General features: G+C 72.9%; 17 protein-coding genes, 2 rRNA genes and 1 pseudogene (1 of these 20 only partly in view). 15 read left to right on the top strand and 5 right to left on the bottom strand.

Annotation, left to right across the window (positions count from 1 at the left end):
* From C0216_RS22260 to C0216_RS34120, 4 genes and pseudogenes are all read left to right on the top strand, one after another.
* Positions 1–2,002: ribosomal RNA gene (locus C0216_RS22260) — 23S ribosomal RNA — on the top strand; it begins 1,116 nt to the left of the window's first position.
* 106 nt (positions 2,003–2,108) lie between these two features.
* Positions 2,109–2,225: ribosomal RNA gene (gene rrf, locus C0216_RS22255) — 5S ribosomal RNA — on the top strand.
* A 183-nt stretch (positions 2,226–2,408) separates the two neighbouring features.
* Positions 2,409–3,539: pseudogene (locus C0216_RS34655) on the top strand (hypothetical protein); the annotation flags it as partial.
* Positions 3,540–3,674: 135 nt separating this feature from the next.
* Positions 3,675–4,523 carry a tetratricopeptide repeat protein gene (locus C0216_RS34120; protein ID WP_216827143.1) on the top strand — a complete coding sequence of 283 codons (849 nt, stop codon included), beginning with the start codon at positions 3,675–3,677 and terminating at the stop codon, positions 4,521–4,523.
* 67 nt (positions 4,524–4,590) lie between these two features.
* Here the strand turns inward: C0216_RS34120 and C0216_RS22245 are convergent, their stop codons facing one another.
* Positions 4,591–5,862, bottom strand: a complete 1,272-nt coding sequence (locus C0216_RS22245) for a DUF1015 family protein (RefSeq protein WP_114056986.1) — start codon at positions 5,860–5,862, stop codon at positions 4,591–4,593.
* 119 nt (positions 5,863–5,981) lie between these two features.
* Here C0216_RS22245 and C0216_RS22240 point away from each other — a divergent pair, with 119 nt between their 5' ends.
* The 4 genes from C0216_RS22240 to C0216_RS22225 all read left to right on the top strand — a co-directional run bounded on the left by C0216_RS22240 (position 5,982) and on the right by C0216_RS22225 (position 10,069).
* Positions 5,982–7,013 (top strand): HAD hydrolase-like protein, encoded by a 1,032-nt coding sequence (locus tag C0216_RS22240; RefSeq protein ID WP_114056985.1) that lies wholly within the window; start codon positions 5,982–5,984, stop codon positions 7,011–7,013.
* 94 nt (positions 7,014–7,107) lie between these two features.
* The gene (locus tag C0216_RS22235; RefSeq protein ID WP_174250440.1) at positions 7,108–8,157 is read left to right on the top strand and encodes a FecCD family ABC transporter permease; all 1,050 of its coding nucleotides are present in this window, start codon (positions 7,108–7,110) and stop codon (positions 8,155–8,157) included.
* Positions 8,154–9,221: a FecCD family ABC transporter permease gene (locus C0216_RS22230; RefSeq protein WP_246042652.1), complete on the top strand. Its 1,068-nt coding sequence runs from the start codon at positions 8,154–8,156 to the stop codon at positions 9,219–9,221. The genes C0216_RS22235 and C0216_RS22230 overlap by 4 nt, the downstream gene beginning before the upstream one ends.
* Positions 9,218–10,069, top strand: coding sequence for an ABC transporter ATP-binding protein (locus C0216_RS22225; RefSeq protein ID WP_114056983.1), 852 nt, complete (start codon positions 9,218–9,220; stop codon positions 10,067–10,069). Before C0216_RS22230 ends, C0216_RS22225 begins: the two co-directional genes overlap by 4 nt.
* A gap of 17 nt (positions 10,070–10,086) precedes the next feature.
* Here the strand turns inward: C0216_RS22225 and C0216_RS22220 are convergent, their stop codons facing one another.
* Positions 10,087–10,434, bottom strand: a complete 348-nt coding sequence (locus C0216_RS22220; protein ID WP_114056982.1) for an SCP2 sterol-binding domain-containing protein — start codon at positions 10,432–10,434, stop codon at positions 10,087–10,089.
* A 65-nt stretch (positions 10,435–10,499) separates the two neighbouring features.
* Between C0216_RS22220 and C0216_RS22215 the strand changes: the two genes are divergently transcribed.
* The 5 genes from C0216_RS22215 (at position 10,500) to C0216_RS22195 (ending at position 15,774) form a co-directional block, all read left to right on the top strand.
* Positions 10,500–10,739, top strand: a complete 240-nt coding sequence (locus C0216_RS22215; RefSeq protein ID WP_114056981.1) for a hypothetical protein — start codon at positions 10,500–10,502, stop codon at positions 10,737–10,739.
* Positions 10,740–10,746: 7 nt separating this feature from the next.
* Positions 10,747–11,562 (top strand): TlyA family RNA methyltransferase, encoded by an 816-nt coding sequence (locus tag C0216_RS22210; RefSeq protein WP_114056980.1) that lies wholly within the window; start codon positions 10,747–10,749, stop codon positions 11,560–11,562.
* Positions 11,559–12,533, top strand: a complete 975-nt coding sequence (locus tag C0216_RS22205) for an NAD kinase (protein ID WP_174250439.1) — start codon at positions 11,559–11,561, stop codon at positions 12,531–12,533. The genes C0216_RS22210 and C0216_RS22205 overlap by 4 nt, the downstream gene beginning before the upstream one ends.
* Positions 12,534–12,678: 145 nt before the next feature.
* Entirely contained in the window at positions 12,679–14,406 is a 1,728-nt protein-coding gene (gene recN, locus C0216_RS22200; protein WP_174250539.1) for a DNA repair protein RecN, read from the top strand.
* A gap of 246 nt (positions 14,407–14,652) precedes the next feature.
* On the top strand, positions 14,653–15,774 hold the full coding sequence (locus C0216_RS22195) for a glycosyltransferase family 4 protein (RefSeq protein WP_114056977.1): 1,122 nt from the start codon (positions 14,653–14,655) through the stop codon (positions 15,772–15,774).
* Positions 15,775–16,103: 329 nt separating this feature from the next.
* Here the strand turns inward: C0216_RS22195 and C0216_RS22190 are convergent, their stop codons facing one another.
* The 3 genes from C0216_RS22190 to C0216_RS22180 all read right to left on the bottom strand — a co-directional run bounded on the left by C0216_RS22190 (position 16,104) and on the right by C0216_RS22180 (position 21,099).
* Positions 16,104–17,723, bottom strand: coding sequence for a PucR family transcriptional regulator (locus C0216_RS22190; protein WP_114056976.1), 1,620 nt, complete (start codon positions 17,721–17,723; stop codon positions 16,104–16,106).
* 73 nt (positions 17,724–17,796) lie between these two features.
* On the bottom strand, positions 17,797–19,179 hold the full coding sequence (locus C0216_RS22185) for an FAD-binding oxidoreductase (protein WP_114056975.1): 1,383 nt from the start codon (positions 19,177–19,179) through the stop codon (positions 17,797–17,799).
* 114 nt (positions 19,180–19,293) lie between these two features.
* Positions 19,294–21,099 (bottom strand): glycoside hydrolase family 15 protein, encoded by a 1,806-nt coding sequence (locus tag C0216_RS22180; RefSeq protein ID WP_114056974.1) that lies wholly within the window; start codon positions 21,097–21,099, stop codon positions 19,294–19,296.
* Positions 21,100–21,580: 481 nt separating this feature from the next.
* Here C0216_RS22180 and C0216_RS22175 point away from each other — a divergent pair, with 481 nt between their 5' ends.
* On the top strand, positions 21,581–23,227 hold the full coding sequence (locus tag C0216_RS22175) for a CTP synthase (RefSeq protein WP_114056973.1): 1,647 nt from the start codon (positions 21,581–21,583) through the stop codon (positions 23,225–23,227).
* Between the two features lie 83 nt (positions 23,228–23,310).
* Positions 23,311–23,940, top strand: a complete 630-nt coding sequence (locus C0216_RS22170; protein ID WP_114056972.1) for an NUDIX domain-containing protein — start codon at positions 23,311–23,313, stop codon at positions 23,938–23,940.
* Positions 23,941–23,983 lie beyond the last annotated feature (43 nt).

The raw sequence follows: 23,983 nt of genomic DNA, 5'->3' as shown, positions 1-23,983 counted from the left end.
TAAGTGGGAAAGGATGTGGAGTCGCAGAGACAACCAGGAGGTTGGCTTAGAAGCAGCCACCCTTGAAAGAGTGCGTAATAGCTCACTGGTCAAGTGATTCCGCGCCGACAATGTAGCGGGGCTCAAGCGTACCGCCGAAGTCGTGTCATTGCAGCAATACTCCCAACGGAGGCTGTGATGGGTAGGGGAGCGTCGTGTGCCGGGTGAAGCAGCCGCGGAAGCGAGTTGTGGACGGTTCACGAGTGAGAATGCAGGCATGAGTAGCGATACACACGTGAGAAACGTGTGCGCCGATTGACTAAGGGTTCCTGGGTCAAGCTGATCTGCCCAGGGTAAGTCGGGACCTAAGGCGAGGCCGACAGGCGTAGTCGATGGACAACCGGTTGATATTCCGGTACCCGCTTTGAAACGCCCAATATCGAGGCGAGCGATGCTAAGTCCGTGAAGCCGTCCTGGATCCTTCGGGTGAAGGGAAGTGGTGGAGCCGACGAACCGGACTTGTAGTAGGTAAGCGATGGGGTGACGCAGGAAGGTAGTCCAGCCCGGGCGGTGGTTGTCCCGGGGTAAGGGTGTAGGCCGAGGGGTAGGCAAATCCGTCCCTCATACAAGGTTGAGACCTGATGCCGAGCCGATTGTGGCGAAGTGGATGATCCTATGCTGTCGAGAAAAGCCTCTAGCGAGTTTCATGGCGGCCCGTACCCTAAACCGACTCAGGTGGTCAGGTAGAGAATACCGAGGCGTTCGGGTGAACTATGGTTAAGGAACTCGGCAAAATGCCCCCGTAACTTCGGGAGAAGGGGGGCCATTCCTGGTGATAGGTCTTGCACCTTGAGCTGGGGGTGGCCGCAGAGACCAGCGAGAAGCGACTGTTTACTAAAAACACAGGTCCGTGCGAAGCCGTAAGGCGATGTATACGGACTGACGCCTGCCCGGTGCTGGAACGTTAAGGGGACCGGTTAGCTCCATTTCGGTGGGGCGAAGCTGAGAACTTAAGCGCCAGTAAACGGCGGTGGTAACTATAACCATCCTAAGGTAGCGAAATTCCTTGTCGGGTAAGTTCCGACCTGCACGAATGGCGTAACGACTTCTCGACTGTCTCAACCATAGGCCCGGTGAAATTGCACTACGAGTAAAGATGCTCGTTTCGCGCAGCAGGACGGAAAGACCCCGGGACCTTTACTACAGTTTGATATTGGTGTTCGGTTCGGCTTGTGTAGGATAGGTGGGAGACTGTGAAGCGGCCACGCCAGTGGTTGTGGAGTCGTCGTTGAAATACCACTCTGGTCGTGCTGGATGTCTAACCTCGGTCCGTGATCCGGATCAGGGACAGTGTCTGATGGGTAGTTTAACTGGGGCGGTTGCCTCCCAAAGGGTAACGGAGGCGCCCAAAGGTTCCCTCAGCCTGGTTGGCAATCAGGTGTTGAGTGTAAGTGCACAAGGGAGCTTGACTGTGAGACCGACGGGTCGAGCAGGGACGAAAGTCGGGACTAGTGATCCGGCGGTGGCTTGTGGAAGCGCCGTCGCTCAACGGATAAAAGGTACCCCGGGGATAACAGGCTGATCTTCCCCAAGAGTCCATATCGACGGGATGGTTTGGCACCTCGATGTCGGCTCGTCGCATCCTGGGGCTGGAGTCGGTCCCAAGGGTTGGGCTGTTCGCCCATTAAAGCGGTACGCGAGCTGGGTTTAGAACGTCGTGAGACAGTTCGGTCCCTATCCGCTGTGCGCGTAGGAATATTGAGAAGGGCTGTCCCTAGTACGAGAGGACCGGGACGGACGAACCTCTGGTGTGCCAGTTGTCCTGCCAAGGGCATGGCTGGTTGGCTACGTTCGGGAGGGATAACCGCTGAAAGCATCTAAGCGGGAAGCCTGCTTCAAGATGAGTATTCCCACCTCCTTGAGAGGGTAAGGCTCCCAGTAGACGACTGGGTTGATAGGCCAGATGTGGAAGCCCGGTAACGGGTGGAGCTGACTGGTACTAATAGGCCGAGGGCTTGTCCTCAGTTGCTCGCGTCCACTGTGTTAGTTCTGAAGCAACGAACAGTTGCCGGTTTCTAGAGCTGGAACACAACTACAGAGTGTGCTTGTTCGCTCGAAACCGATAGGGTTTCGGTGGTCATAGCGTTAGGGAAACGCCCGGTTACATTCCGAACCCGGAAGCTAAGCCTTTCAGCGCCGATGGTACTGCAGGGGGGACCCTGTGGGAGAGTAGGACGCCGCCGAACAATCTTTCAAAGGGCCCGTGGTCCAGCGTTCAACGCTGGACCACGGGCCCTTTTTGTTTTTCTCTTCAATACGTCGAAGCGCGGCCGGGGGTAGGTTGCGCGAGAATGACTAGCGGTACCCCGAAGACAGGAGTCACACCCATGTCCAACTCTCCCGACGATCGTCCGGAGCGCGAGCCTCGTCGCAACGACGGCGGTGACAGGGGCGGCTACCGCGGGGGCCGTGACGACCGTGGCGGCGACCGGGGCGGCTTCCGCCGTGACGACCGCGGCGGCCGCTCGCACAGCAGCGACCGCGGCGGTTTCCGCCGTGACGACCGGGGCGGGGACCGTCCGCCCTTCCGCCGCGACGACCGGGGCGACCGCCCCTCCTACGGCCGGCGCGACGACGACCGCGGCGGCTTCCGCCGTGACGACCGCGGCGACCGCGGCGACCGGCCGTCGTACCCCCGCCGCGACGACCGGGGCGGCGACCGCCCCTCCTACGGGCGTCGCGACGACCGTCCCGCCTTCCGCCGCGACGACCGCGGGGAGCGCCCCTCCTACCCGCGCCGCGACGACGACCGCGGCGGGTTCCGCCGTGACGACCGGGGTGACCGCGGCGACCGCCCGTCGTACCCCCGCCGCGACGACCGCGGCGGCGACCGTCCGTCGTTCCGCCGTGACGACCGTCCGTCGTACCCGCGTCGTGACGACGACCGTCCCAGCTTCCGCCGTGACGACCGGGGTGACCGGGGCGAGCGGCCGTCGTACCCGCGTCGTGACGACCGGGGCGGCGACCGTCCGAACTTCCGCCGTGACGACCGCGGTGAGCGCCCCTCCTACCCGCGCCGTGACGACCGGCCCTCGTACGGCCGGCGCGACGACCGCGGCGGCGACCGCCCGTCCTTCCGCCGCGACGACCGTCCGTCGTACCCGCGGCGTGACGACGACCGTCCCAGCTTCCGCCGTGACGACCGGGGTGACCGGGGCGAGCGGCCGTCGTACCCGCGTCGTGACGACCGGGGCGGCGACCGCCCGAACTTCCGCCGTGACGACCGGGGTGACCGGGGCGACCGGCCGTCGTACCCGCGTCGTGACGACCGGGGCGGCGACCGTCCGAACTTCCGCCGTGACGACCGCGGTGAGCGCCCCTCCTACCCGCGCCGTGACGACCGGCCCTCGTACGGCCGGCGCGACGACCGCGGCGGCGACCGCCCGTCGTTCCGCCGTGACGACCGTCCGTCGTACCCGCGTCGTGACGACGACCGTCCGTCGTTCCGCCGGGACGACGACCGCGGCGGGCGCCCCTCCTACGGTCGGCGTGACGACCGGGGCGGCGAGCGTGGCGGCTACCGCGGGCGCGACGACCGCGGCGGCTACCGCGGCGACCGCGGTGACCGGGACTTCCGCGCCGACCGCGACCGCGAGCCCGTCAAGCGCCTCCCCATCGACGAGGACGTCACCGGCATGGAGATCGACGCCGACGTCCGCCAGGAGCTCCTGAGCCTCCCCAAGGGGCTCGCCGAGGAGGTCTCCCGGAACCTCGTCATGGTCGCCCGGCTCATCGACGAGGACCCCGAGCAGGCCTACGCCTACGCGAGGATCGCCCTGCGCCTGGCCTCCCGCGTCGCCGCCGTCCGCGAGGCCGCCGGCTTCGCCGCGTACGCCACGCAGAAGTACAGCGAGGCCCTCGCCGAGTTCCGCGCCGCCAAGCGCATGACCGGCTCCGTCGAGCTGTGGCCCGTCATGGCCGACTGCGAGCGCGGCCTCGGCCGCCCCGAGCGCGCCCTCGCGATGGCCGGCGAGCCCGAGGTGCAGAAGCTCGACAAGGCCGGCCAGGTGGAGATGCGGCTCGTCGCCGCCGGCGCCCGCCGCGACATGGGCCAGCTCGACGCCGCCATCGTCACCCTCCAGAGCCCCGAGCTCGCCTCCTCCTCCGTCCAGCCGTGGACCGCGCGCCTGCGCTACGCGTACGCCGACGCGCTCCTCGCCGCCGGCCGCGAGGACGAGGCCCGCGAGTGGTTCGCCAAGACCGTCGAGGCCGACAAGGACGGCGCCACCGACGCCTCCGACCGCCTCGCCGAGCTCGACGGCGTCGAGTTCGTCGACGCGCTCGACGGGTCGATCGACGAGGACGAGGACGGCGCCGACGGCGAGGACGCGGCCGAAGTGGCCGCCGCCGAGCGCGCCGCCGACCAGACCGAGTACTACGACGAGGACGACGACGAGTACGAGCCGCTCGACGCCCCGGAAGCCGACGCCGACGCCGGCGGCGTCCGCGACGACGAAGCGGACCGCCCGGGCGACGGCGCCTGAGCGCAGACCCGACGACAGGAGGGCGGCACCCCGAGCGGGGTGCCGCCCTCCGGCGTTTCCGCGGGCCTCAGCCCAGGCTGCGCAGGACCAGGCCCGTCGCCGGCTTCGGACCGAACGAGGTCGACTTCCGGGGCATCATCACGCCCTGCCGGGCCAGCCCCCGCACGACCTCCTCCCGCACCGGATGCAGCAGCACCGCCGTCCCGCCGTGGCGCTCCGCCATCTCCACCGTCGCCGCCGCGTCATGGATGTACGTGATCTGGTCGGGGGTGTCCGGGATCCGCCACACGGCGTCCAGGAGCGTCGCGTGCAGCACCGTCGCGTCCAGCCGGCGCCACGCCTCCGGCCGGTCCCGGCGGACCGTGCGCTCCAGCAGACCCGCATCCGGATCCGTCACCAGGTGGAATGAGCCGTCCCCGGCGACGAGGAAGGCGTTGCCGCGTTCCGCGGCATCCGCCAGCGCCTCCAGGGCCAGCGGCAGCGGGCCGTCCACCGGGCGCACCCGGAACGAGCCCTCCACCGCGGCCAGCGCGTCCGCCGGAGCCAGCCGGCGCAGCATCCGGTGGATAGCCCGCACCTCCAGCGGGTAGCGCACCGTGTCCACCAGCAGCACCAGCCCGAAGTCCCAGTCCGTCGGCGACGGGTGCTCCTCCTGCAGGCGCAGGTACGTCGCCCACCTGTGGTGCCCGTCCGCGATCAGCGCCTGGCGGCGGCCCAGGTCCGCGGCGACCGCCTCCTGGTCGGCCGGGTCGGTGACCGCCCACAGCCGGTGCCGGACCCCGTCCTCGGTGGTCGTCGCCAGCAGCGGCGCCCTCAGCGCCGTCCGCTCCACGACCTCCGCTGCGCCCGCGCCCGCGTCCCCGCCGCGGTACGTCAGGAGCAGCGGCTCCAGGTTCGCCGAAGTGGCGCGCATCAGCCCGGCCCGGTCCGTCACCACGTGCGGCATGACGTCCTCGTGCGGCAGCACCACGCCCGCCTCCGCCCCCGACAGGGCCAGCGCACCGATCAGGCCGCGCTGCACCATCGGCCCCCTGCGCTGCTCGTACACGTACAGGGCCGGCTCCGGGTCCGCGCTCAGCACGCCCTTCTCCAGCCAGTCCCGCAGCGTGCGCGCCGCCTGGTCGTTCCGCGCAGCAGGGGTGTCGGCCTGCGGCAGGATCAGCCGGACGATGTTGTGCGGATCGGCCGACTCCAGGTAGTCGACGCCGTCGGGGCGGACCACCACGTCGTACGGCGGAGAGGTGACCGCGGCCAGGCTGCCGACGCGTTCCGGGACATAGCGCAGGCCGGGGAAGGGGAGCAGGCGCAGCCCGGAGGGCAAGGTGGCAGAGGTGGTCATTGGTGCATGGTAAGGGGCGTCTCGGCATGCGGGATGATCGTGTGGAAAAGATCTCGGAGCACATGCGGCAGGATTCGGTCGTAGACGATCGGGCCGGACGGACAGAGGGAGCGGACAGGATGACGCGGCGGAGCAGGACGAGTCCGGCGGGCAGCGAGCGCAGCCTCCACCGGGCGTACGACACGGCCCTGCTCGACCTCGACGGCGTGGTCTACGCGGGCGGCGAGGCGATCGCGCACGCGGTGGAGTCGCTGGAGGCCGCCCGCGACGGCGGGATGCACCTGGCGTACGTCACGAACAACGCGCTGCGCACCCCGGACGCCGTCGCCGCGCACCTGAGCGAGCTGGGCATCCCGACCGGCGCCGACGACGTGATCACCTCCGCGCAGGCGGTGGCCCGGCTGATCTCGGAGCAGGTCGAGCCGGGGGCGAAGGTGCTGGTGATCGGCGGGGAGGGGCTGCGGGTCGCGCTGCGCGAACGCGGGCTGGTACCCGTCGAGTCCGCCGACGAGGCGGGTCTCGCCGCGGTCGTCCAGGGCTACGGGGGGCCCGAACTGCCCTGGGGGCGCTTCGCGGAGGCCTCGTTCGCCATCCGGCGCGGGGTGCCGTGGTTCGCGTCCAACACGGACCTGACGATTCCGCAGGCGCGGGGCATCGGGCCGGGCAACGGTGCGGCCGTCGAGGTCGTGCGGATCGCGACCGGCGCCGAGCCGCAGGTGGCGGGCAAGCCGCTGCCCCCGATGCACCGGGAGACGGTCCTGCGGACCGGCGCGCGGCGGCCGCTGGTCGTCGGGGACCGGCTGGACACCGACATCGAGGGGGCGTTCAACGGGGACGTCGACTCGCTGCTCGTCCTCACCGGCATCGCCGACGGCGCGCAGCTGCTGCGGGCCGAGCCGCGCCACCGGCCCACGTACGTCGACCGCGACCTGCGCGGCCTGCTGACCGGGCAGCCGGAGGTGGAGCCGGCCGGGGACGGCTTCCGGTGCGGCGGCTGGACGGCGGCCGCGGCGGACGGCGCACTGCGCCTCGAAGGCGCCGGCGACCCGGTCGACGGGCTGCGGGCGCTGTGCGCGGCGGCCTGGACGGCCGCGGGGGACGGCTCCTGCCGGCTCGACACGGCCGCGGCACTGGACCGTATCCGGCTGTAGCGGAAGCGGCGGGCAGCGGAGCACCGGGTGCAGGAGCGCAGGTCGGAAGGCATCCCATGGCCGGAATCCGCCGAGGCTAGGCTAACCTAACCGCGTGTTGGTCGAGAGTCCTCCCGAACAGAGCGCGGCGCCCGGCGCCGCAGCCATCCGCAAGCGGCACGCCGCGCGCGCCGCCGGCCTGCTGGCCGCCCTGGCGGTGCTGGCGCTCGTCCTCGTGGCGAGCATCGCCGTCGGCGCCAAGCAGATGCCCCTCGACGAGGTGTGGCACGGGCTCTTCCACTACTCGGGGACCACCTCCGACGTGGTCGTCCGGGACCTGCGCGTCCCGCGGACCCTCCTCGGGCTGATGGTCGGCCTCGGCCTCGGCCTGTCCGGGGCCGTCATGCAGGCGCTGACCCGCAACCCGCTGGCCGAGCCCGGCATCCTCGGCGTCAACGCCGGCGCCGCGGCCGCCGTGGTGTCCGCCATCAGCTTCCTCGGGGCCTCGACCCTCACCGAGTACGTCTGGTTCGCGCTGCTCGGCGCCGCCGCCGTCTCCGTCGTCGTGTACGTGCTCGGCGGCAGCCGCAGCGCGACGCCGGTCCGGCTGGCGCTCGCCGGGACCGCGGCCAGCGCCGCCCTCGTCGGCTACATCAACGCGGTGCAGCTGATGGACAGCAAGGCCCTCGACAAGCTCCGCTTCTGGACGGTCGGTTCGCTGGCCTCGGCCAACATGGACACCGTCCGGCAGGTGGCGCCCTTCCTGCTCGCCGGGGCGCTGCTCGCGGCGGCGCTCGGCCGCCCGCTGAACGCCATGTCCATGGGCGACGACACCGCGCGCGCCCTCGGCGCGAACCTGACCCGCACCCGTATCGGGGCCATGGTCGCCATCACCCTGCTGTGCGGGGCCGCGACGGCGGCCTGCGGGCCGATCGTCTTCATCGGGCTGATGATCCCGCACCTCGCGCGCATGATCACCGGGCCCGACATGCGGTGGGTGCTCGCCTACTCGGCGGTCCTGTCGCCGGTGCTGCTGCTCGGCGCGGACGTCGTCGGCCGGATCGTCACCCGGCCCGCCGAACTCCAGGTGGGCATCGTGACCGCGCTCATCGGCGGCCCCGTCTTCATCTATCTCGTCCGGCGCAAGAGGATGGCCCAGCTGTGACCGTCGAACTCCCCACGGCCCGGATACGGTCCCGCTCCCGGACCGTGCGCGCCCCCGGCGGGCTGTCCCTGCGCGCGGAGCCGCGGGCGCTGCTGACCGGGCTGCTCCTCGCCGCCGCGGCGGCGGCCCTGTCGGTCGTGCTGATCGGCACCGGCGACTTCGAGATCGCCCCGGCGGACGTCGTGCAGACCCTCCTCGGCAACGGCACCCCCGCACAGGACTTCATCGTCAACGACCTGCGGCTGCCGCGGGTCCTGGTCGCGCTGCTCGTGGGCGCCGCGCTCGGCATGGCCGGCGCCGTCTTCCAGTCCGTCTCCCGCAACCCGCTCGGCTCCCCGGACCTGCTCGGCTTCGGGTACGGCTCGGCCGTCGGCGCGCTCCTCGTGATCGTCCTGTTCAAGGGCGGCGCGACGGCCGTCGCCGGCGGCGCCCTCGCGGGCGGCCTGGTCACCGGCGTCCTGATCTACCTGCTGTCCTACAAGCGCGGCGTCCACGGCTACCGGCTGGTGCTCGTCGGCATCGGCGCCTCCGCGATGCTCATCGCGGGGATCCAGTGGCTGCTGACCAAGGCCCAGTTCATCGAGGCGACCCGGGCGATGGTCTGGCTGACCGGCTCGCTCGCCGGCCGGGACTGGAGCCAGGTGTGGCCGCTGCTGGGCACCTGCGCCGTGCTGTTCCCGCTCGCCCTCTCCCAGGGGCGGGCGCTGCGGATCGCGGAGATGGGCGACGACGCCGCGTACGCCCTCGGCGTCCGGGTCGAGCGGATGCGGATGCTGCTGATGCTGGCGGCCGTCCTGCTGACCACGGCCGCGGCCGCGGCCGCCGGGCCCATCAGCTTCGTCGCGCTGGCCGCACCGCAGCTGGCCCGGCGCCTGACCCGCTCGCCCGGGTCGAACCTGGTCACCGGCGCGCTGATGGGCTCCGTCCTGCTGCTGCTCTCCGACTGGGCCTCGCAGCGGGCCTTCGGCGCCGACCAGCTGCCCGTCGGCGTGCTGACCGGGCTGGTCGGCGGCGCCTACCTGCTCTGGCTGCTCGTCACCGAGCGCAGGGCGGGACGTATATGACGAACTCAAGGAGTACGCACGTGCAGCGGCTGTCCGCGCAGAACGTGACCCTCGGCTACGAGCAGCGGGTCATCGCCGAGAACCTGTCGGTGGAGATACCCGACAACTCGTTCACGGTGATCGTCGGCCCCAACGCCTGCGGCAAGTCCACGCTGCTGCGCGCCCTGTCGCGGATGCTGAAGCCGTCCGCCGGGCAGGTGCTGCTCGACGGGCACGCCATCGGCTCCATGCCCGCGAAGAAGGTCGCCAAGACCCTCGGCCTGCTCCCGCAGTCCTCCGTCGCGCCGGACGGGATCACCGTCTTCGACCTCGTCTCCCGCGGCCGGTACCCGCACCAGGGGCTGCTGCGGCAGTGGTCGCAGGAGGACGAGCGGGTCGTCCTGGAGTCGATGGCCGCGACGGGCGTCGCCGAGCTCGCCGACCGCACGGTGGACGAGCTGTCCGGCGGGCAGCGGCAGCGCGTGTGGATCGCGATGGCGCTCGCCCAGCAGACGCCGCTGCTGCTGCTGGACGAGCCGACGACCTACCTGGACATCCAGCACCAGATCGACGTGCTGGACCTGTGCGCCGAACTCCACGAGAACCAGGGCCGCACCCTCGTCGCGGTGCTCCACGACCTCAACCACGCCGCCCGCTACGCCACGCACCTGATCGCCATGCGCGGCGGCAGGGTCGTCGCGGAGGGCCCGCCGGCCGAGGTGGTGACCGCGGAGCTCGTGGAGAAGGTGTTCGGGTTGCGGTGCCAGATCATCGACGACCCGGAGACGGGCACGCCCCTGGTCATCCCGGCCGCCCGCAAGCGGGCCCGGCCGCAGACCGCACCCGCGGAGGCGGCTGCCGGCGCCTGAGCCGCGGACGGCCGCCGTCAGAGGAGCTTCTTCAGCCGGAGCAGGTCGCGCAGGCCCGCCTCCAGCCTGACCCGGCCGGAGGCCCACGCGCGGGCGAAGTTCAGGTCGCCCGCGACCAGTGCCACCAGGTCGTCGCCCGTCATCGCCAGCCTGATGTCCGCCCGGCCGGCCGGCGGGCCCGCCGCGACGCCCTCCACCCGGATCCGGCCCCCGTCGAGGCGGCCCGTGAAGGTGCGGTCCAGGTCGGTGACGTGGCAGCTCAGGGAGCGGTCGAGCGCGGCCGCGCCGCGCACGTCGCCGTCGGCCCGCGCCAGGTTGCCGGAGAGTCGGTCGAGTGCGGCTCGGCACTCATCGATCGTAGCCATCGTGATCTCGACCGTACCGCAGAGAGGTGCGGCGGCGCCCGCGCGCTTCGGGGTAGCGTCGGGGCATGACCGACGAAGCCGCCGACGCACCCCCGGAGCCCGCCGCGCCGGCGCCGCTCGGCGTCGTCCGCACGCCCACCGGGCACCCCGGGGTGGACGCCTGCCTGGAGCGCCTCGCGGACGCCGACCCCCTCCCGGCGGACGGGCACGCCGCCGTGTACGAGGATGTGCACAGGGGCCTGCGCGAGGCGCTGACCGCGCTGGACGCACCGCCCGCCCCCGGACCGTACGACAACAGGAGCTGAACCGAACGTGGCAGGAGTGGCACGCCGCCGCCTGGACGCCGAACTGGTACGCCGCAGCATGGCCCGCTCGCGGGAGCACGCCGCCCAGCTGATCGCCGCGGGCCGCGTCACCGTCGGCGGGACCACCGCGACCAAGCCGGCCACCCAGGTCGAGACCAGCGCGGCCCTCGTCGTCCTCAAGGACGACAGCGACCCCGACTACGTCTCGCGGGGCGGCCACAAGCTGGCCGGCGCGCTCGCAGCCTTCCGGCCGCTCGGGCTCGTCGTCGAAGGCCGCCGGGCACTCGACGCAGGCGCCTCCACCGGCGGCTTCACCGACGTACTGCTGCGCGCCGGGGCCGCCCACGTCATGGCCGTGGACGTCGGCTACGGGCAGCTCGCCTGGTCGCTCCAGAGCGACGAGCGGGTCACCGTCAAGGACCGCACCAACGTCCGCGAGCTGACCCTGGAGCAGATCGACGGCATCCCCGTCGACCTCGTCGTCGGCGACCTGTCGTTCATCTCGATCGGACTGGTCCTGCCGGCGCTCGTCGCCTGCTGCGCGCCCGGCGCCGACCTGGTGCTGATGGTCAAGCCGCAGTTCGAGGTCGGCAAGGAGCGCCTCGGCAGCGGCGGCGTCGTCCGCAGCCCCGAGCTGCGGGCCGAGGCCGTGCGCGGCGTCGCCGAGCAGGCGGCCCGGCTGGGCCTGGGCGTGCTCGGGGTGACCGCCAGTCCGCTGCCGGGCCCCTCGGGCAACGTCGAGTACTTTCTGTGGCTGCGGGCGGGGGCACCGGCACTCGACCCGGCGGATGTCGACCGTGCAGTGGCGGAGGGGCCGCAGTGACAGATTCAGCGGGATCGAACGGCGGGACGGAACCGGCGGAGCCGGCGGGGGCGGGCGGCAGGGCGGGGGAGGGGCGGCGGACGGTGTTCCTGCTCGCCCACACCGGGCGGCAGGCCGCCATCCGCAGCGCCGAGCTCGTCGTCCGGGGCCTCGTCAAGAGCGGGCTCGGCGTACGGGTCCTGGAGGACGAGGCGCGGGACCTGCCGCTGCCGCCCGAGGCGGAACTGGTCGCCGAGTGCACGCCCGAGGTGCTCGAAGGCTGCGAGCTGCTGATCGTCCTCGGCGGCGACGGGACCCTGCTGCGCGGCGCGGAGTTCGCGCGCGGCTCCGGGGTGCCGATGCTCGGCGTCAACCTGGGCCACGTCGGGTTCCTCGCCGAGGCCGAGCGGGACGACCTCGACCGGGTCGTCGACCGGGTCGTGACGCGGGCGTACGAGGTCGAGGACCGCATGACGCTCGACGTGATGGTCCGCTCCAACGGGGACGTCGTCCACCGCGACTGGGCGCTGAACGAGGCCGCCGTGCAGAAGGTGTCGCCCGAGCGGATGCTGGAGGTCGTCCTGGAGATCGACGGCCGCCCCGTCTCGGCGTTCGGCTGCGACGGGATCGTCTGCGCGACGCCGACCGGCTCCACGGCGTACGCGTTCTCCGCGGGCGGCCCCGTGGTGTGGCCCGAGGTCGAGGCCCTGCTGATGGTGCCGATCAGCGCGCACGCGCTGTTCGCGAAGCCGCTGGTGACCTCGCCGGACTCGGTGCTCGCCGTCGAGGTGCAGCCCGGGACCCTGCACGGCGTGCTGTGGTGCGACGGCCGTCGGATGCTGGAGCTGCCCGCCGGGGCGCGCGTCGAGGTCCGCCGCGGCGCGGTGCCGGTGCGGCTCGCGCGGCTGCACCACGCGTCGTTCACGGACCGGCTCGTCGCCAAGTTCGCGCTGCCGGTGTCGGGTTGGCGCGGGGCGCCGCACCAGGACTGACCGCCGGCCGGCGGCTGTGCGGACGGGGCCGCTCCGCCCGGGCCGCGGACGACCATTCAATAGCACATCCGTTCGAAGAATTCCCGGCGGGTGACGTCACATGCCATCGGTGAAACCTCGGTATGGTCGTCCCGTGCTTGAGGAGATGCGGATACGGTCCCTGGGCGTCATCGACGACGCGGTGGTCGAGCTGTCGCCCGGATTCACCGCGGTGACCGGCGAGACCGGCGCCGGCAAGACGATGGTCGTCACCAGCCTCGGGCTGCTGCTCGGCGGGCGCGCCGACCCGGCCCTCGTACGGATCGGGGCCAAGGCGGCGGTCGTCGAGGGGCGCATCGTCATGCGCCCCGGCGCCCCGGCCGCCGTACGCGCCGAGGAGGCCGGCGCCGAGCTCGACGACGGCGCCCTCCTGATCAGCCGGACCGTGTCCGCCGAAGGCCGCTCGCGCGCCCACGTCGGCGGCCGCTCCGTGCCCGTCGGGCTGCTCGGCGAGCTCGCCGACGACCTCGTCGCCGTCCACGGCCAGACCGACCAGCAGGGCCTGCTGCGGCCCGCCCGGCAGCGCCAGGCCCTCGACCGGTACGCCGGCGACGCCGTCGCCGTCCCGCTGGAGAAGTACGGGGCCGCCTACCGGCGGCTGCGGGCCGTCGCCGCCGAACTGGAGGAGATCACCACCCGCGCCCGCGAGCGCGCCCAGGAGGCCGACCTCCTGCGCTTCGGGCTGGAGGAGATCGCCGCCGTCGAGCCGGTGCCCGGCGAGGACACGGAACTCGCAGCCGAGGCCGAACGGCTCGGCCACGCCGAAGCGCTCGCCTCCGCCGCGCAGATCGCCCACGCCGCGCTCGCCGGCGACGTCGAGGACCCGGAAGGCGTCGACGCCACCACGCTCGTCGCCGGCGCCCACCGGGCCCTGGAGGCCGTACGCTCCCACGACCCGGTCCTCGGTGCACTCGCCGAGCGCATCGGCGAGGTCCAGATCCTGCTCGCCGACGTCGCCGGAGAACTCGCCGGATACGCCGACGACCTCGACGCCGACCCGCTGCGGCTCGCCGCCGTGGAAGAGCGCCGGGCCGCCCTCACCCAGCTCACCCGCAAGTACGGCGACTCCGTCGACGCGGTACTGGAATGGGCGCAGACGAGCGCCGCGCGGCTCCTCGAACTCGACGGCGACGACGAGCGGATCGCCGAGCTGACCGCCGAACGCGACGGGCTGCGGGCCGAACTCTCCCAGCTCGCCCAGGCCCTGACGGACGCCCGCGTCGAGGCGGCGACCCGGTTCGCCGCAGCCGTCACCGGGGAACTGGCCTCCCTCGCGATGCCCCACGCCCGCGTCACCATCGACATCCGGCAGGCCGAGGCCGCCGACGAGGACGACGGCGTCGAAGTCGGCGGCCGGGCGGTCGCCTACGGGCCGACGGGCGCGGACGAGGTCGAACTGCTCCTCGCCCCGCACCCCGGCGCCCAGCCGAGGCCCATCGCCAAGGGCGCCTCCGGCGGTGAGCTCTCCCGCGTCATGCTCGCCGTCGAGGTCGTCTTCGCCGGCTCCGACCCCGTCCCCACGTACCTCTTCGACGAGGTCGACGCCGGCGTCGGCGGCAAGGCCGCCGTCGAGGTCGGGCGGCGCCTGGCCAAGCTCGCCAAGTCCGCCCAGGTCGTCGTCGTCACCCACCTGCCGCAGGTGGCGGCCTTCGCCGACCGGCAGCTCCTCGTCGAGAAGACCAACGACGGCTCCGTCACCCGCAGCGGCGTCACCGTCCTGGAGGGCGAAGCCCGCATCCGCGAACTCTCGCGGATGCTCGCCGGCCACGAGGACTCCGTCTCCGCCCGCGCCCACGCCGAGGAACTCCTCGCCGCGGCGCGCGCCGACGCGTAGCGCAGCACCCGGGGGCGGCCCCGGCGCGCATGCCGCGCCCCGGGGCCGCCCCCGCGCACGCGCCGGAGCGGCCCCGGGGTGGCGCGGGGGTGGCGCGAAGATGACGGACACTACGCCGTGTGGGTGACGCTCAGGGGCGCGTGACGGTATCTCGTACCGGATCCGACCCCGTATCGACGCGGAACGCGCGTACGCCCTGGCATCCTGGGCGGCGACTCTGCCCCCTCACCCAGGAGCCCCCGGCCAGTGAGCAGCTCCCCGGCCCCGGTCCCGGCCCCGGCCCCCGCACAGCCGTACGGGCGGCCGCCCCTGCGCACCGTCCAGGTCCTCGGCGGCGCCGGCGCGGACAGCAGCGCGCACGTCCGGTCGCTGACCACCGGGCTCGCCGCGCGCGGGGTACGGGTCACCGTGTGCGCGCCCGTCGAAGCGGAAGGGGAGTACGACTTCACCGGCGCCGGCGCGCAGTTCGCGCCCGACGCGGTGAGCGCCATGCGCGCCGTGTGCGCCGGCGCGGACGTGGTGCACGCCCACGGCGTCCGGGCCGCCGCCCGGGCCCTCCTCGCCCTGCGCGGGCGGCGCGTACCGCTCGTCGTCACCTGGGCGGGAGGCGGGCCCGGCGCCGACGGCTCCCTCGGGCGGCTCGGCCGCCTCCTCGAACGGCACGTCGCCCGCGCCGCCGCCGTGGTCCTCGGCAGCTCCTCGGCCCAGGTGGACCTCGCACGTGCCCGCGGGGCCCGGGACGTACGGCTCGCCCGGCACGCCGTGCCGGCCGCACCCGGCGGGCGGGCCGAGGCCGCCGACCCCGGCAAGACCCGGGCGGAGCTCGGCGCGGTCGGGCGGCCCCTCGTCATCGCCGTCGGCAGCCTGGTCCCGCACCGCGGGTACAGCCTCCTGCTCGACGCCGCCCGGGCCTGGCGCGGCCTCGACCCCGCCCCGCTCGTCGTCATCGCCGGAGAAGGGCCCATGCGGGCCGAGCTCGCCGGGCGCATCGAGGCCGAAGGCCTGCCCGTCCGGCTGCTCGGACGCCGCCGGGACGCCGCCCGGCTGCTCGCGGCGGCCGACGTGGCGGTACTGCCCAGCCGCTGGGAGGCGCGGTCCCTGCTCGCGCAGGAGGCACTGCGGGCCGGCGTGCCGCTGGTGGCGACGGAGGTCGGCGGCGTACCCGAACTGATCGGCGAGGCCGGGGTACTGGTCCCCTACGGCGACCCGGACGCCCTGTCCGCAGCCGTGGCGGCCCTCCTCGCGGACCCGGCCCGCCGCCGCGACCTGTCCGACGCGGGCCGCGCGCAGGCGGCGACCTGGCCGTCGGAGGACGACACGGTGGCCCAGATCCTGTCCGTCTACGACGAACTCACCCACCGCCGCTGACTCTCCCCCCAGAGCCGACACGGCGGCGCTGCCCCGGACCCCGCGCCTCAAACGCCGGCGGGGCTGGACCGGGACCCCCGTGCGCCTCGGCCGTCGGCGCGCTGGGCTGGGCCCCGTTCGCCTCATGCCCGGCGGGGGCGGGTTGGGGGCCTGCGCCACAATCGCCAGCGGCTGGTTCGGGGTCTGTGCCTCAGTTGTCGGCGAGGCTGGGGCGGGGCCCGTGCCTCTGGGGCTGGAGTGGGCCAGTGTCATCGCGATGGCTGGTGAGGAGATGGCCTCCATGCGCGGCACGTGGCGACGACGGGCCGCTGAATCCAGCCCGCGCGGGCTCAGGGGGTCGTGTGGCGGCGGGCTCGGAGGGCCAGGCTCAGGGACAGCACCGTTTCCGGGTCGTCCAGGTCGGTGCCGAGGAGGTCGGCGATGCGGGCCAGCCGGTTGTACAGGGTCTGCCGGTTCAGGTGCAGCTCGCGCGCGGTCTCCGCCTTGCGGCCCGCATGGGCCAGGTACGTCTCCAACGTCGGCAGCAGCGCCGGCCGCGCCACCGCGTCGTGGGCGCGCAGCGCCCCGATCGCCCGCTCGACGAACGCCGCCAGGTCGGGATGTTCCCGGAGCCGCCACAGCAGCAGGTCGATGTCGAGCCGGCGGGCGTCGTACCAGGGCCGGGCCGGCAGGCCGTGGGCGGCGGTGGCGGTTTCGGCCGCGTGCCGCAGCCCGGCCGAGGCGGCCGCCCAGCCGCCGGCAACGCCGACGACGACGGCCGCGGGCGCCCCGGCCCGCTCCAGCCCGGCCCGTTCCAGGCCGGCGCGCAGCGCGGCCGCGACCCGGTCGGCGACGGCAGTCCGCTCGGATTCGGCGCGCAGCGACACCAGCAGCGGCACCCTGCCCTCCACGGGCCGCACTCCGAGCAGCACCGGCACGCCGACCGCCGACAGCTCCTCCAGGACGGCCCGGGCCAGCACGGCCCAGTTCCCCGACGGCCCGAGGTCGGCCGACAGCCGCATCACCACCGGCAGCAGCGGCCCGTCGCCGGGCCGGAACCCGAGCACCCGGGCCTGCGCGGGGGCGTCCTCGGCGGAGATGCGGCCCTCCGCGAGGTCGGTCAGGAAGTCGCCGCGGCCGCGTGCCGCGAGCTCTTCCTCCTGCCGGGCCTGCATCATGACCACCGCCAGGACGCCCGCGGTCCGCTCGGCGGCCATCCGGTGCACCGGCAGCAGCGGCGCCGACACCCCGAGCAGGACGAGCCGCGCCCGGACGGAGCCGGTGCCGGGCCCGCCGCCGGGCACGTCGACGACGACGGCGTGGCCCGACGGCTCGGCGGCCCGCTGGCCGCGCAGCCCTTCCCATACCTGGAGCGGGTCGGCCGCGGCCTCGCCCGCCACGGGGCCGGCGCCGTACAGCAGTTGCCCGTCGGGTGTCTCCAGGAACACGGGGTTCGCCGTGAAGTCGGCGAGGATGCGCAGCACTTGCGGGATGCCGCCGCCGCCGAGGAGGGCCTGCGTGCAGCGCCCGTACACCTCCTCGGCCCGCTGGAGGAGCGCATAGTGCCCGTTGACGATCTCGGTGTGGACCTCCTCCGTGACCGCCACGAACGGCACTTCGCGGTGCAGCTGCACCAGCGGCAGCCCGGCTGCCCGCGCCGTGTCGACGAGGGTCGCGGGCAGCCGGGTGAAGCGCGGCCCCAGCTCGACGACCAGGGCTGCGATACCGCGCTCCGCGAGGCGGCGTACGAACGCCCGCTGCTCGGCGGGCCGGGTGCCGAGCCCGAGTCCGGTCGTCAGGAGCAGCTCCCCGCCCTTGAGGAGCGACGCGATGTTGGGGACCTCGCCGGCGTGGACCCAGCGCACGGTGCGGCCCAGGCGGTCGGCGCACGCCACCACCTCCGGCAGCCCGCTGCGCAGTCCGGGGAGCTCGAGGGCCCGCTGAACGGTGATCCCGCCCTGGTTGTCCATGCCGCGGGACGCTACCGGGCGTCCGGCGTCGTTCCAAGGCGGGGCGGCGTCCGCGGGCACGGTCCCCGTCCGGCTACAGGGGGGTGATGTTGTGGTTGAAGCGGAAGACGTTGTCGGGGTCGTACTCCCGTTTCACGGTGCGCAGCCGGTGCAGGTTCTCCGCGCCGACGCCGGCGACGATCCGCTCGGGCCCTTCGTCGCCGGTGAAGTTGAGGTAGACGGCGCCGGTGCTCCAGGGCCGGGCGTCGGCGCGGACGCCCCGCACCCACGCCATGGCCCGTTCGTCGTCGGCGGGGTCCTCCCACACGCCGAAGGGGTGCACGACCCAGGGGGCGTCCCGGTACGGCACCGGCCACTGCCGGGGGCCCGCGGCGATCGCGCCGCCCTGCGGGAACAGCACGTGCTGGCAGTTGGACGGTACGGGCATGGACTCGGCGCGGGAGCAGAAGACGTCCAGCATGTCGTCGGGCGCGCCCGTCAGGTACTCGGCGGACCAGTAGTTCCGCAGGCCGGGCGGGTCGTCGAGCATGCACGCGAACTCCGCGTAGGGCAGCTCGGCGATGAGCTCGGCCTCGTGCGGGACGGCCAGGAGCGGTGCGGCCGCCTTGCGGACGCCCTCCTCGGGTCCGGTGAACGTCAGGAGCGCGCAGGCGAGGAGGGTGCCGGCCAGGTGCGGCGGGACGAAGTCCTCCGGCGGGCCGGTCAGGTAGATGAACCCGCCGCCGAGGTCGTCGGGGCCCTCCTCCACGACGTCCCGGTAGGCGCGGGCCAGCGCGGGCCCGTGCTCGGGCGCCGCCATCACCAGCGCGAAGGAGAAGGCGGGCAGGTCGTGCAGGCGCAGGGTGAGCGCGGTGGCGATGCCGAAGTTGCCGCCGCCGCCGTGGAGGGCCCAGAACAGCTCGGGGTTCTCCTCCGCCGTCGCCTCCACGACGGTGCCGTCGGCGGTGACGAGTTCGGCGCCGAGGAGGTTGTCGACGGCCAGGCCGAACTTGCGGTCGGTCCAGCCGCTGCCGCCGCCGAGGACGTAGCCGCCGACGCCGGTGGTGGAGACACGTCCTCCGGTCGTGGAGAGCTTGTGCGGCTCGCAGGCCCGGTCGAGGTCGCCCATGACGGCACCGCCGGCGACGCGGACGGCCCGGGCCGCCGGGTGGACCGCCACGTCGTTCATCAGGCGCAGGTCGATCACGAGGCCGCCGTCGTTCAGGGACATGCCTGCGACGCTGTGGCCGCCGCCGCGCACGGCAATGGGCAGGTCGAGGTCGCGGGCGAAGCGGACGGCGGTGACGACGTCCTCGACGCTCTCGCAGCGGGCGATCACGGCGGGCCGCCGGTCGATCATGGCGTTGAAGATGCGCCGGGCGTCGTCGTAGCCCGGATCGCCGGGGGCGAAGACGTCGCCGGCGAGGTCCTCGCGGAGCGCGGCGAGCGCATTGCCCGCCTTGGAGAGGGGAGCCATCGCCTACCCCTCCTTCCCGAGCGGTCGAGGGACCCCTCCAGGGTAGGCGGGCCCCACCCGGGCGGCGCGCCGGAAGCGGCGCGCCGCAAGCAGCCCGCCGCCCGGCGGTCCCGGTCAGCCCCCGTACGCGCCGCTCGCGGTCAGCCGCAGCGCGGTGTCGATCAGGGGGACGTGGCTGAACGCCTGCGGGAAGTTGCCCACCTGCCGCTGGAGGCGCGGGTCCCACTCCTCCGCCAGCAGGCCCAGGTCGTTGCGCAGGGCGAGCAGCTTCTCGAAGAGGTGGCGGGCCTCGTCGACCCGGCCGATCATCGCCAGGTCGTCGGCCATCCAGAACGAGCAGGCCAGGAAGGCGCCCTCGTCGCCCTCCAGCCCGTCCACGCCCGCCTCCTCGCCCGCGGTCGGGTAGCGCAGGATGAACCCGTCGGGCGTGGACAGCTCGCGCTGGATCGCCTCGATGGTGCCGATGACCCGCTTGTCGTCCGGCGGCAGGAAGCCCATCTGCGGGATCAGCAGCAGCGAGGCGTCCAGCTCCTTGGACCCGTAGGACTGCGTGAAGGTGTTGCGCTCCTTGTCGTAGCCCTTCTCGCAGACGTCCTGGTGGATCTCGTCGCGCAGCTCGCGCCACCGCTCCAGCGGGCCGTCCGCGTCGCCGCTCTCGATCAGCTTGATCGTCCGGTCCACCGCCACCCAGGCCATCACCTTGGAGTGGACGAAGTGCCGCCGCGGGCCGCGGACCTCCCAGATGCCCTCGTCGGGCTGGTCCCAGTGCTGCTCCAGGTACTTGATCAGCTTCAGCTGGAGCACCGAGGCGTAGTCGTTGCGGGCCAGGCCCGTCATGTGGCCGAGGTGCAGGGCCTCGGTGACCTCGCCGTAGACGTCCAGCTGGAGCTGGTGGGCTGCGCCGTTGCCGACACGGACGGGGCGGGAGCCCTCGTAGCCGGGGAGCCAGTCCAGCTCGGTCTCGCCGAGCTCCCGCTCGCCGGCGATCCCGTACATGATCTGCAGGTTCTCCGGGTCGCCGGCGACGGCCCGCAGCAGCCACTCGCGCCACGCCTGGGCCTCCTCGCGGTAGCCGGTGCGCAGCAGCGAGGAGAGGGTGATGGCGGCGTCGCGCAGCCAGGTGTAGCGGTAGTCCCAGTTCCGCACGCCGCCGATCTCCTCCGGCAGGGAGGTGGTCGGGGCGGCGACGATCCCGCCGGTCGGCCCGTACGTGAGGGCCTTGAGCGTGATCAGGGAGCGGACGACCGCCTCGCGGTAGGGGCCGTGGTACGTGCAGTGGTCGACCCACTCGCGCCAGAACGCGGTGGTCGCCGCCAGCGCGGCCGCCGCGTCGGGGACCTCGGGCGCGGCGCGGTGCGAGGGCGCCCAGCTGATGCAGAAGGCCACCCGGTCGCCGGGGCCGACGGTGAAGTCGGAGTACGTCGTCAGGTCCTTGCCGTAGGTCTGCGCGTCGGTGTCCAGCCACACCGAGTCGGGGCCGGCGACGGCCACGGTGCGCTGGTCCACCTTGTGGACCCAGGGCACGACCCGCCCGTAGCTGAACCGCATGCGCAGCGAGGACCGCATGGGCACCCGCCCGCTGACGCCCTCCACGATGCGGACCAGCTGGGGGGCGTGGTCCTCGCGCGGCGGCATGAAGTCGATCACCCTGACGGTGCCGCGCGGGGTGTCCCACTCGGACTCCAGCACCAGCGAGTCGCCCTGGTAGCGGCGGCGGTCGGCGTACGGGGCCGCGGCTCCGGCCTGGCCGGCCGGGCCGATCCGCCAGAATCCGTGGTCCTCCGTTCCGAGAAGGCTCGCGAAGACGGCGTGGGAGTCGAAGCGGGGAAGGCACAGCCAGTCCACCGATCCGTCCCGGCAGACCAGTGCGGCGGTCTGCGTGTCTCCGATCAGTGCGTAATCCTCGATGCGCCCGGACACGATGCCTCTCCAGTCGAACGGCCACGTCCGCCCCGAAGGGCGCTTGCATTGCGCGGTTGCGCGGTCTTCCGTGTGTGGATCCCCGCACTGAGCTCATGATTCCGGATGCGGCCGGGTTACGCCGTCTGCCGGACTGCTCGGCGGCGATGTGGAGCGATATCCGAGCAGGATATGACGGCAGCCTAGTGATCCCCTGAAGTCTCGGGGGAATGCCGCTCGGCCGAACGGGTGACCGGCGCGGATGCCGCCCGACCGGCTCAGCGGGCGGCCCGTCGCGCAGCGTGGGGCGGCCGTGGCGGGGCGTGCCCGGAGGCGGAGCGCGCCGGGCGCTGATAGGCTGGTACCCCGTGGACCGGTGGTCTGCCTGTGCGAATCAGGCACCCCGAAACCGCAGCTTCGGCGCCCCCTGAGACCTTCCGGTTCGACGGTGGCCGGCGCCGGACGCACCTCACTTCGCGACCACGGGAGCCCCCTCTTGGCGATGCCGCCCAAATCCCTGACGACCAAGCACATCTTCGTCACCGGAGGTGTCGCCTCGTCCCTCGGCAAGGGCCTCACGGCCTCCAGCCTGGGTGCGCTGCTGAAGGCGCGCGGCCTGCGGGTCACCATGCAGAAGCTCGACCCGTACCTGAACGTCGACCCGGGCACCATGAACCCGTTCCAGCACGGCGAGGTGTTCGTCACCAACGACGGCGCCGAGACGGACCTGGACATCGGCCACTACGAGCGCTTCCTCGACGTCGACCTCGACGGCTCGGCCAACGTGACCACGGGACAGGTCTACTCGACGGTCATCGCCAAGGAGCGCCGCGGCGAGTACCTCGGCGACACCGTGCAGGTCATCCCGCACATCACCAACGAGATCAAGCACCGCATCCGGCGGATGGCGACCGAGGACGTCGACGTCGTCATCACCGAGGTCGGCGGCACCGTCGGCGACATCGAGTCCCTGCCGTTCCTGGAGACCGTCCGCCAGGTCCGCCACGAGGTCGGCCGCGACAACGTCTTCGTCGTGCACATCTCGCTGCTCCCCTACATCGGCCCCTCCGGCGAGCTGAAGACCAAGCCGACCCAGCACTCGGTCGCGGCCCTGCGCAACATCGGCATCCAGCCCGACGCGATCGTGCTGCGCGCCGACCGGGACGTGCCGACCTCCATCAAGCGCAAGATCTCGCTGATGTGCGACGTGGACGAGGCCGCCGTGGTCGCCGCCATCGACGCCAAGTCGATCTACGACATCCCGAAGGTCCTGCACACCGAGGGCCTCGACGCGTACGTCGTCCGCAAGCTCGACCTGCCGTTCCGCGACGTGGACTGGACGGTCTGGGAGGACCTCCTCGACCGGGTCCACAACCCCGACCACGAGGTCAAGGTCGCGCTCGTCGGCAAGTACATCGACCTGCCCGACGCCTACCTGTCGGTCACCGAGGCGCTGCGCGCCGGCGGATTCGCCAACCGGGCCCGCGTCCAGATCAAGTGGGTTACCTCCGACGACTGCAAGACCCCGGCCGGCGCGGCCGCCCAGCTGGCGGACGTGGACGCGGTCTGCGTCCCCGGCGGCTTCGGCGACCGCGGCGTGAACGGCAAGGTCGGCGCGATCACCTACGCCCGCGAGAACAAGATCCCGCTGCTCGGCCTGTGCCTGGGCCTGCAGTGCGTCGTCATCGAGGCGGCCCGGAACCTGGGCGGCATCGAGGAGGCCAACTCCACCGAGTTCGACCCCTCGACCCCGCACCCGGTCATCTCGACCATGGAGGAGCAGCTGGCCTTCGTCGAGGGCGCCGGCGACCTCGGCGGCACCATGCGCCTGGGCATGTACCCGGCGAAGCTCGCCGAGGGCTCGATCGTCCGCGAGGTCTACGGCGACCAGGCGTACGTAGACGAGCGCCACCGCCACCGCTACGAGGTGAACAACGCCTACCGCGGCGAGCTGGAGAAGACCGGCCTCGTCTTCTCCGGCACCTCCCCGGACAACAAGCTCGTCGAGTACGTCGAGTACCCGCGCGAGGTGCACCCCTACCTGGTGGCCACCCAGGCCCACCCGGAGCTGCGCTCCCGCCCGACGCGCCCGCACCCGCTCTTCGCCGGCCTGGTCAAGGCCGCGGTGGAGCGCAAGACCGGCAAGTGACGGCCTGAGCGAGGGCATACGGTAGACAGCCGGGGCACGGACGTCCGTGCCCCGGCTGTCACATGTGCGGAGGGTTTCGGGGAATGATCATCAAGGACACGGCCGAGTCGTGGGAGACGCTGTCGAGCCGGCGCCCCTTCCAGGGGAAGAAGACGGCGGTCGTCACCGACGAGGTCCGCATGCCCGACGGCTCCGCCGCCACCCGCGACTACCAGGCCCACCCCGGCTCCGTGTGCGTCCTCGCCTACGACGAGCAGGGGCGCGTCCTGGTGCTGAGGCAGTACCGCCACCCCGTGCGGCACCGGCTGTGGGAGCTCCCGGCCGGCCTGCTCGACGTGCCCGGCGAGAACCCGCTGCACGCCGCGCAGCGCGAGCTGTACGAGGAGGCGCACGTCAAGGCCGAGGACTGGCGCGTGCTCGTCGACTTCTTCGCCTCGCCCGGCGGCTCCGACGAGGCGGTCCGGGTCTTCCTCGCGCGCGGCCTCGCCGACGCGGAGGGCGACCGCTTCGAGGCGTCGGAGGAGGAGGCCGACATGGAGGTGGCCCGGGTACCGCTCGCCGACCTCGTACGCGGCGTCCTCGCCGGAGACCTCGGCAACCCGGGCCTGGCCAACGGCGTCCTGGCCCTCCAGGCGGCCCTCGCAGCCGAGGGCGGCCCGGACTCGCTGCGCCCGGCGCAGGCCCCCTGGCCGGCCCGCCCGTACGAGGCCTGAGGCCGCCCGCCCGCGGGGGCGGGCCCCCGAACGGCGGTGCGGT

This window comes from Streptomyces globosus, from assembly GCF_003325375.1.
GTDB classification, from domain to species: domain Bacteria; phylum Actinomycetota; class Actinomycetes; order Streptomycetales; family Streptomycetaceae; genus Streptomyces; species Streptomyces globosus_A.
Note: the sequence above shows the minus strand (reverse complement) of the source record. Positions and strands in the feature narration are given on the sequence as shown.

Bases quoted from the DNA above. Each gene is read 5' to 3' on its own strand.
- C0216_RS22240 (WP_114056985.1), top strand. From the start codon at position 5,982: ATGACGCGGCGGAGCAGGACGAGTCCGGCGGGCAGCGAGCGCAGCCTC.
- C0216_RS22245 (WP_114056986.1), bottom strand. From the start codon at position 5,862: ATGACCACCTCTGCCACCTTGCCCTCCGGGCTGCGCCTGCTCCCCTTC.
- C0216_RS22225 (WP_114056983.1), top strand. From the start codon at position 9,218: ATGACGAACTCAAGGAGTACGCACGTGCAGCGGCTGTCCGCGCAGAAC.
- C0216_RS22175 (WP_114056973.1), top strand. From the start codon at position 21,581: ATGCCGCCCAAATCCCTGACGACCAAGCACATCTTCGTCACCGGAGGT.
- C0216_RS22190 (WP_114056976.1), bottom strand. From the start codon at position 17,723: ATGGACAACCAGGGCGGGATCACCGTTCAGCGGGCCCTCGAGCTCCCC.
- C0216_RS22170 (WP_114056972.1), top strand. From the start codon at position 23,311: ATGATCATCAAGGACACGGCCGAGTCGTGGGAGACGCTGTCGAGCCGG.
- C0216_RS22185 (WP_114056975.1), bottom strand. From the start codon at position 19,179: ATGGCTCCCCTCTCCAAGGCGGGCAATGCGCTCGCCGCGCTCCGCGAG.
- recN (WP_174250539.1), top strand. From the start codon at position 12,679: ATGCGGATACGGTCCCTGGGCGTCATCGACGACGCGGTGGTCGAGCTG.
- C0216_RS22220 (WP_114056982.1), bottom strand. From the start codon at position 10,434: ATGGCTACGATCGATGAGTGCCGAGCCGCACTCGACCGACTCTCCGGC.
- C0216_RS22215 (WP_114056981.1), top strand. From the start codon at position 10,500: ATGACCGACGAAGCCGCCGACGCACCCCCGGAGCCCGCCGCGCCGGCG.
- C0216_RS34120 (WP_216827143.1), top strand. From the start codon at position 3,675: ATGGAGATCGACGCCGACGTCCGCCAGGAGCTCCTGAGCCTCCCCAAG.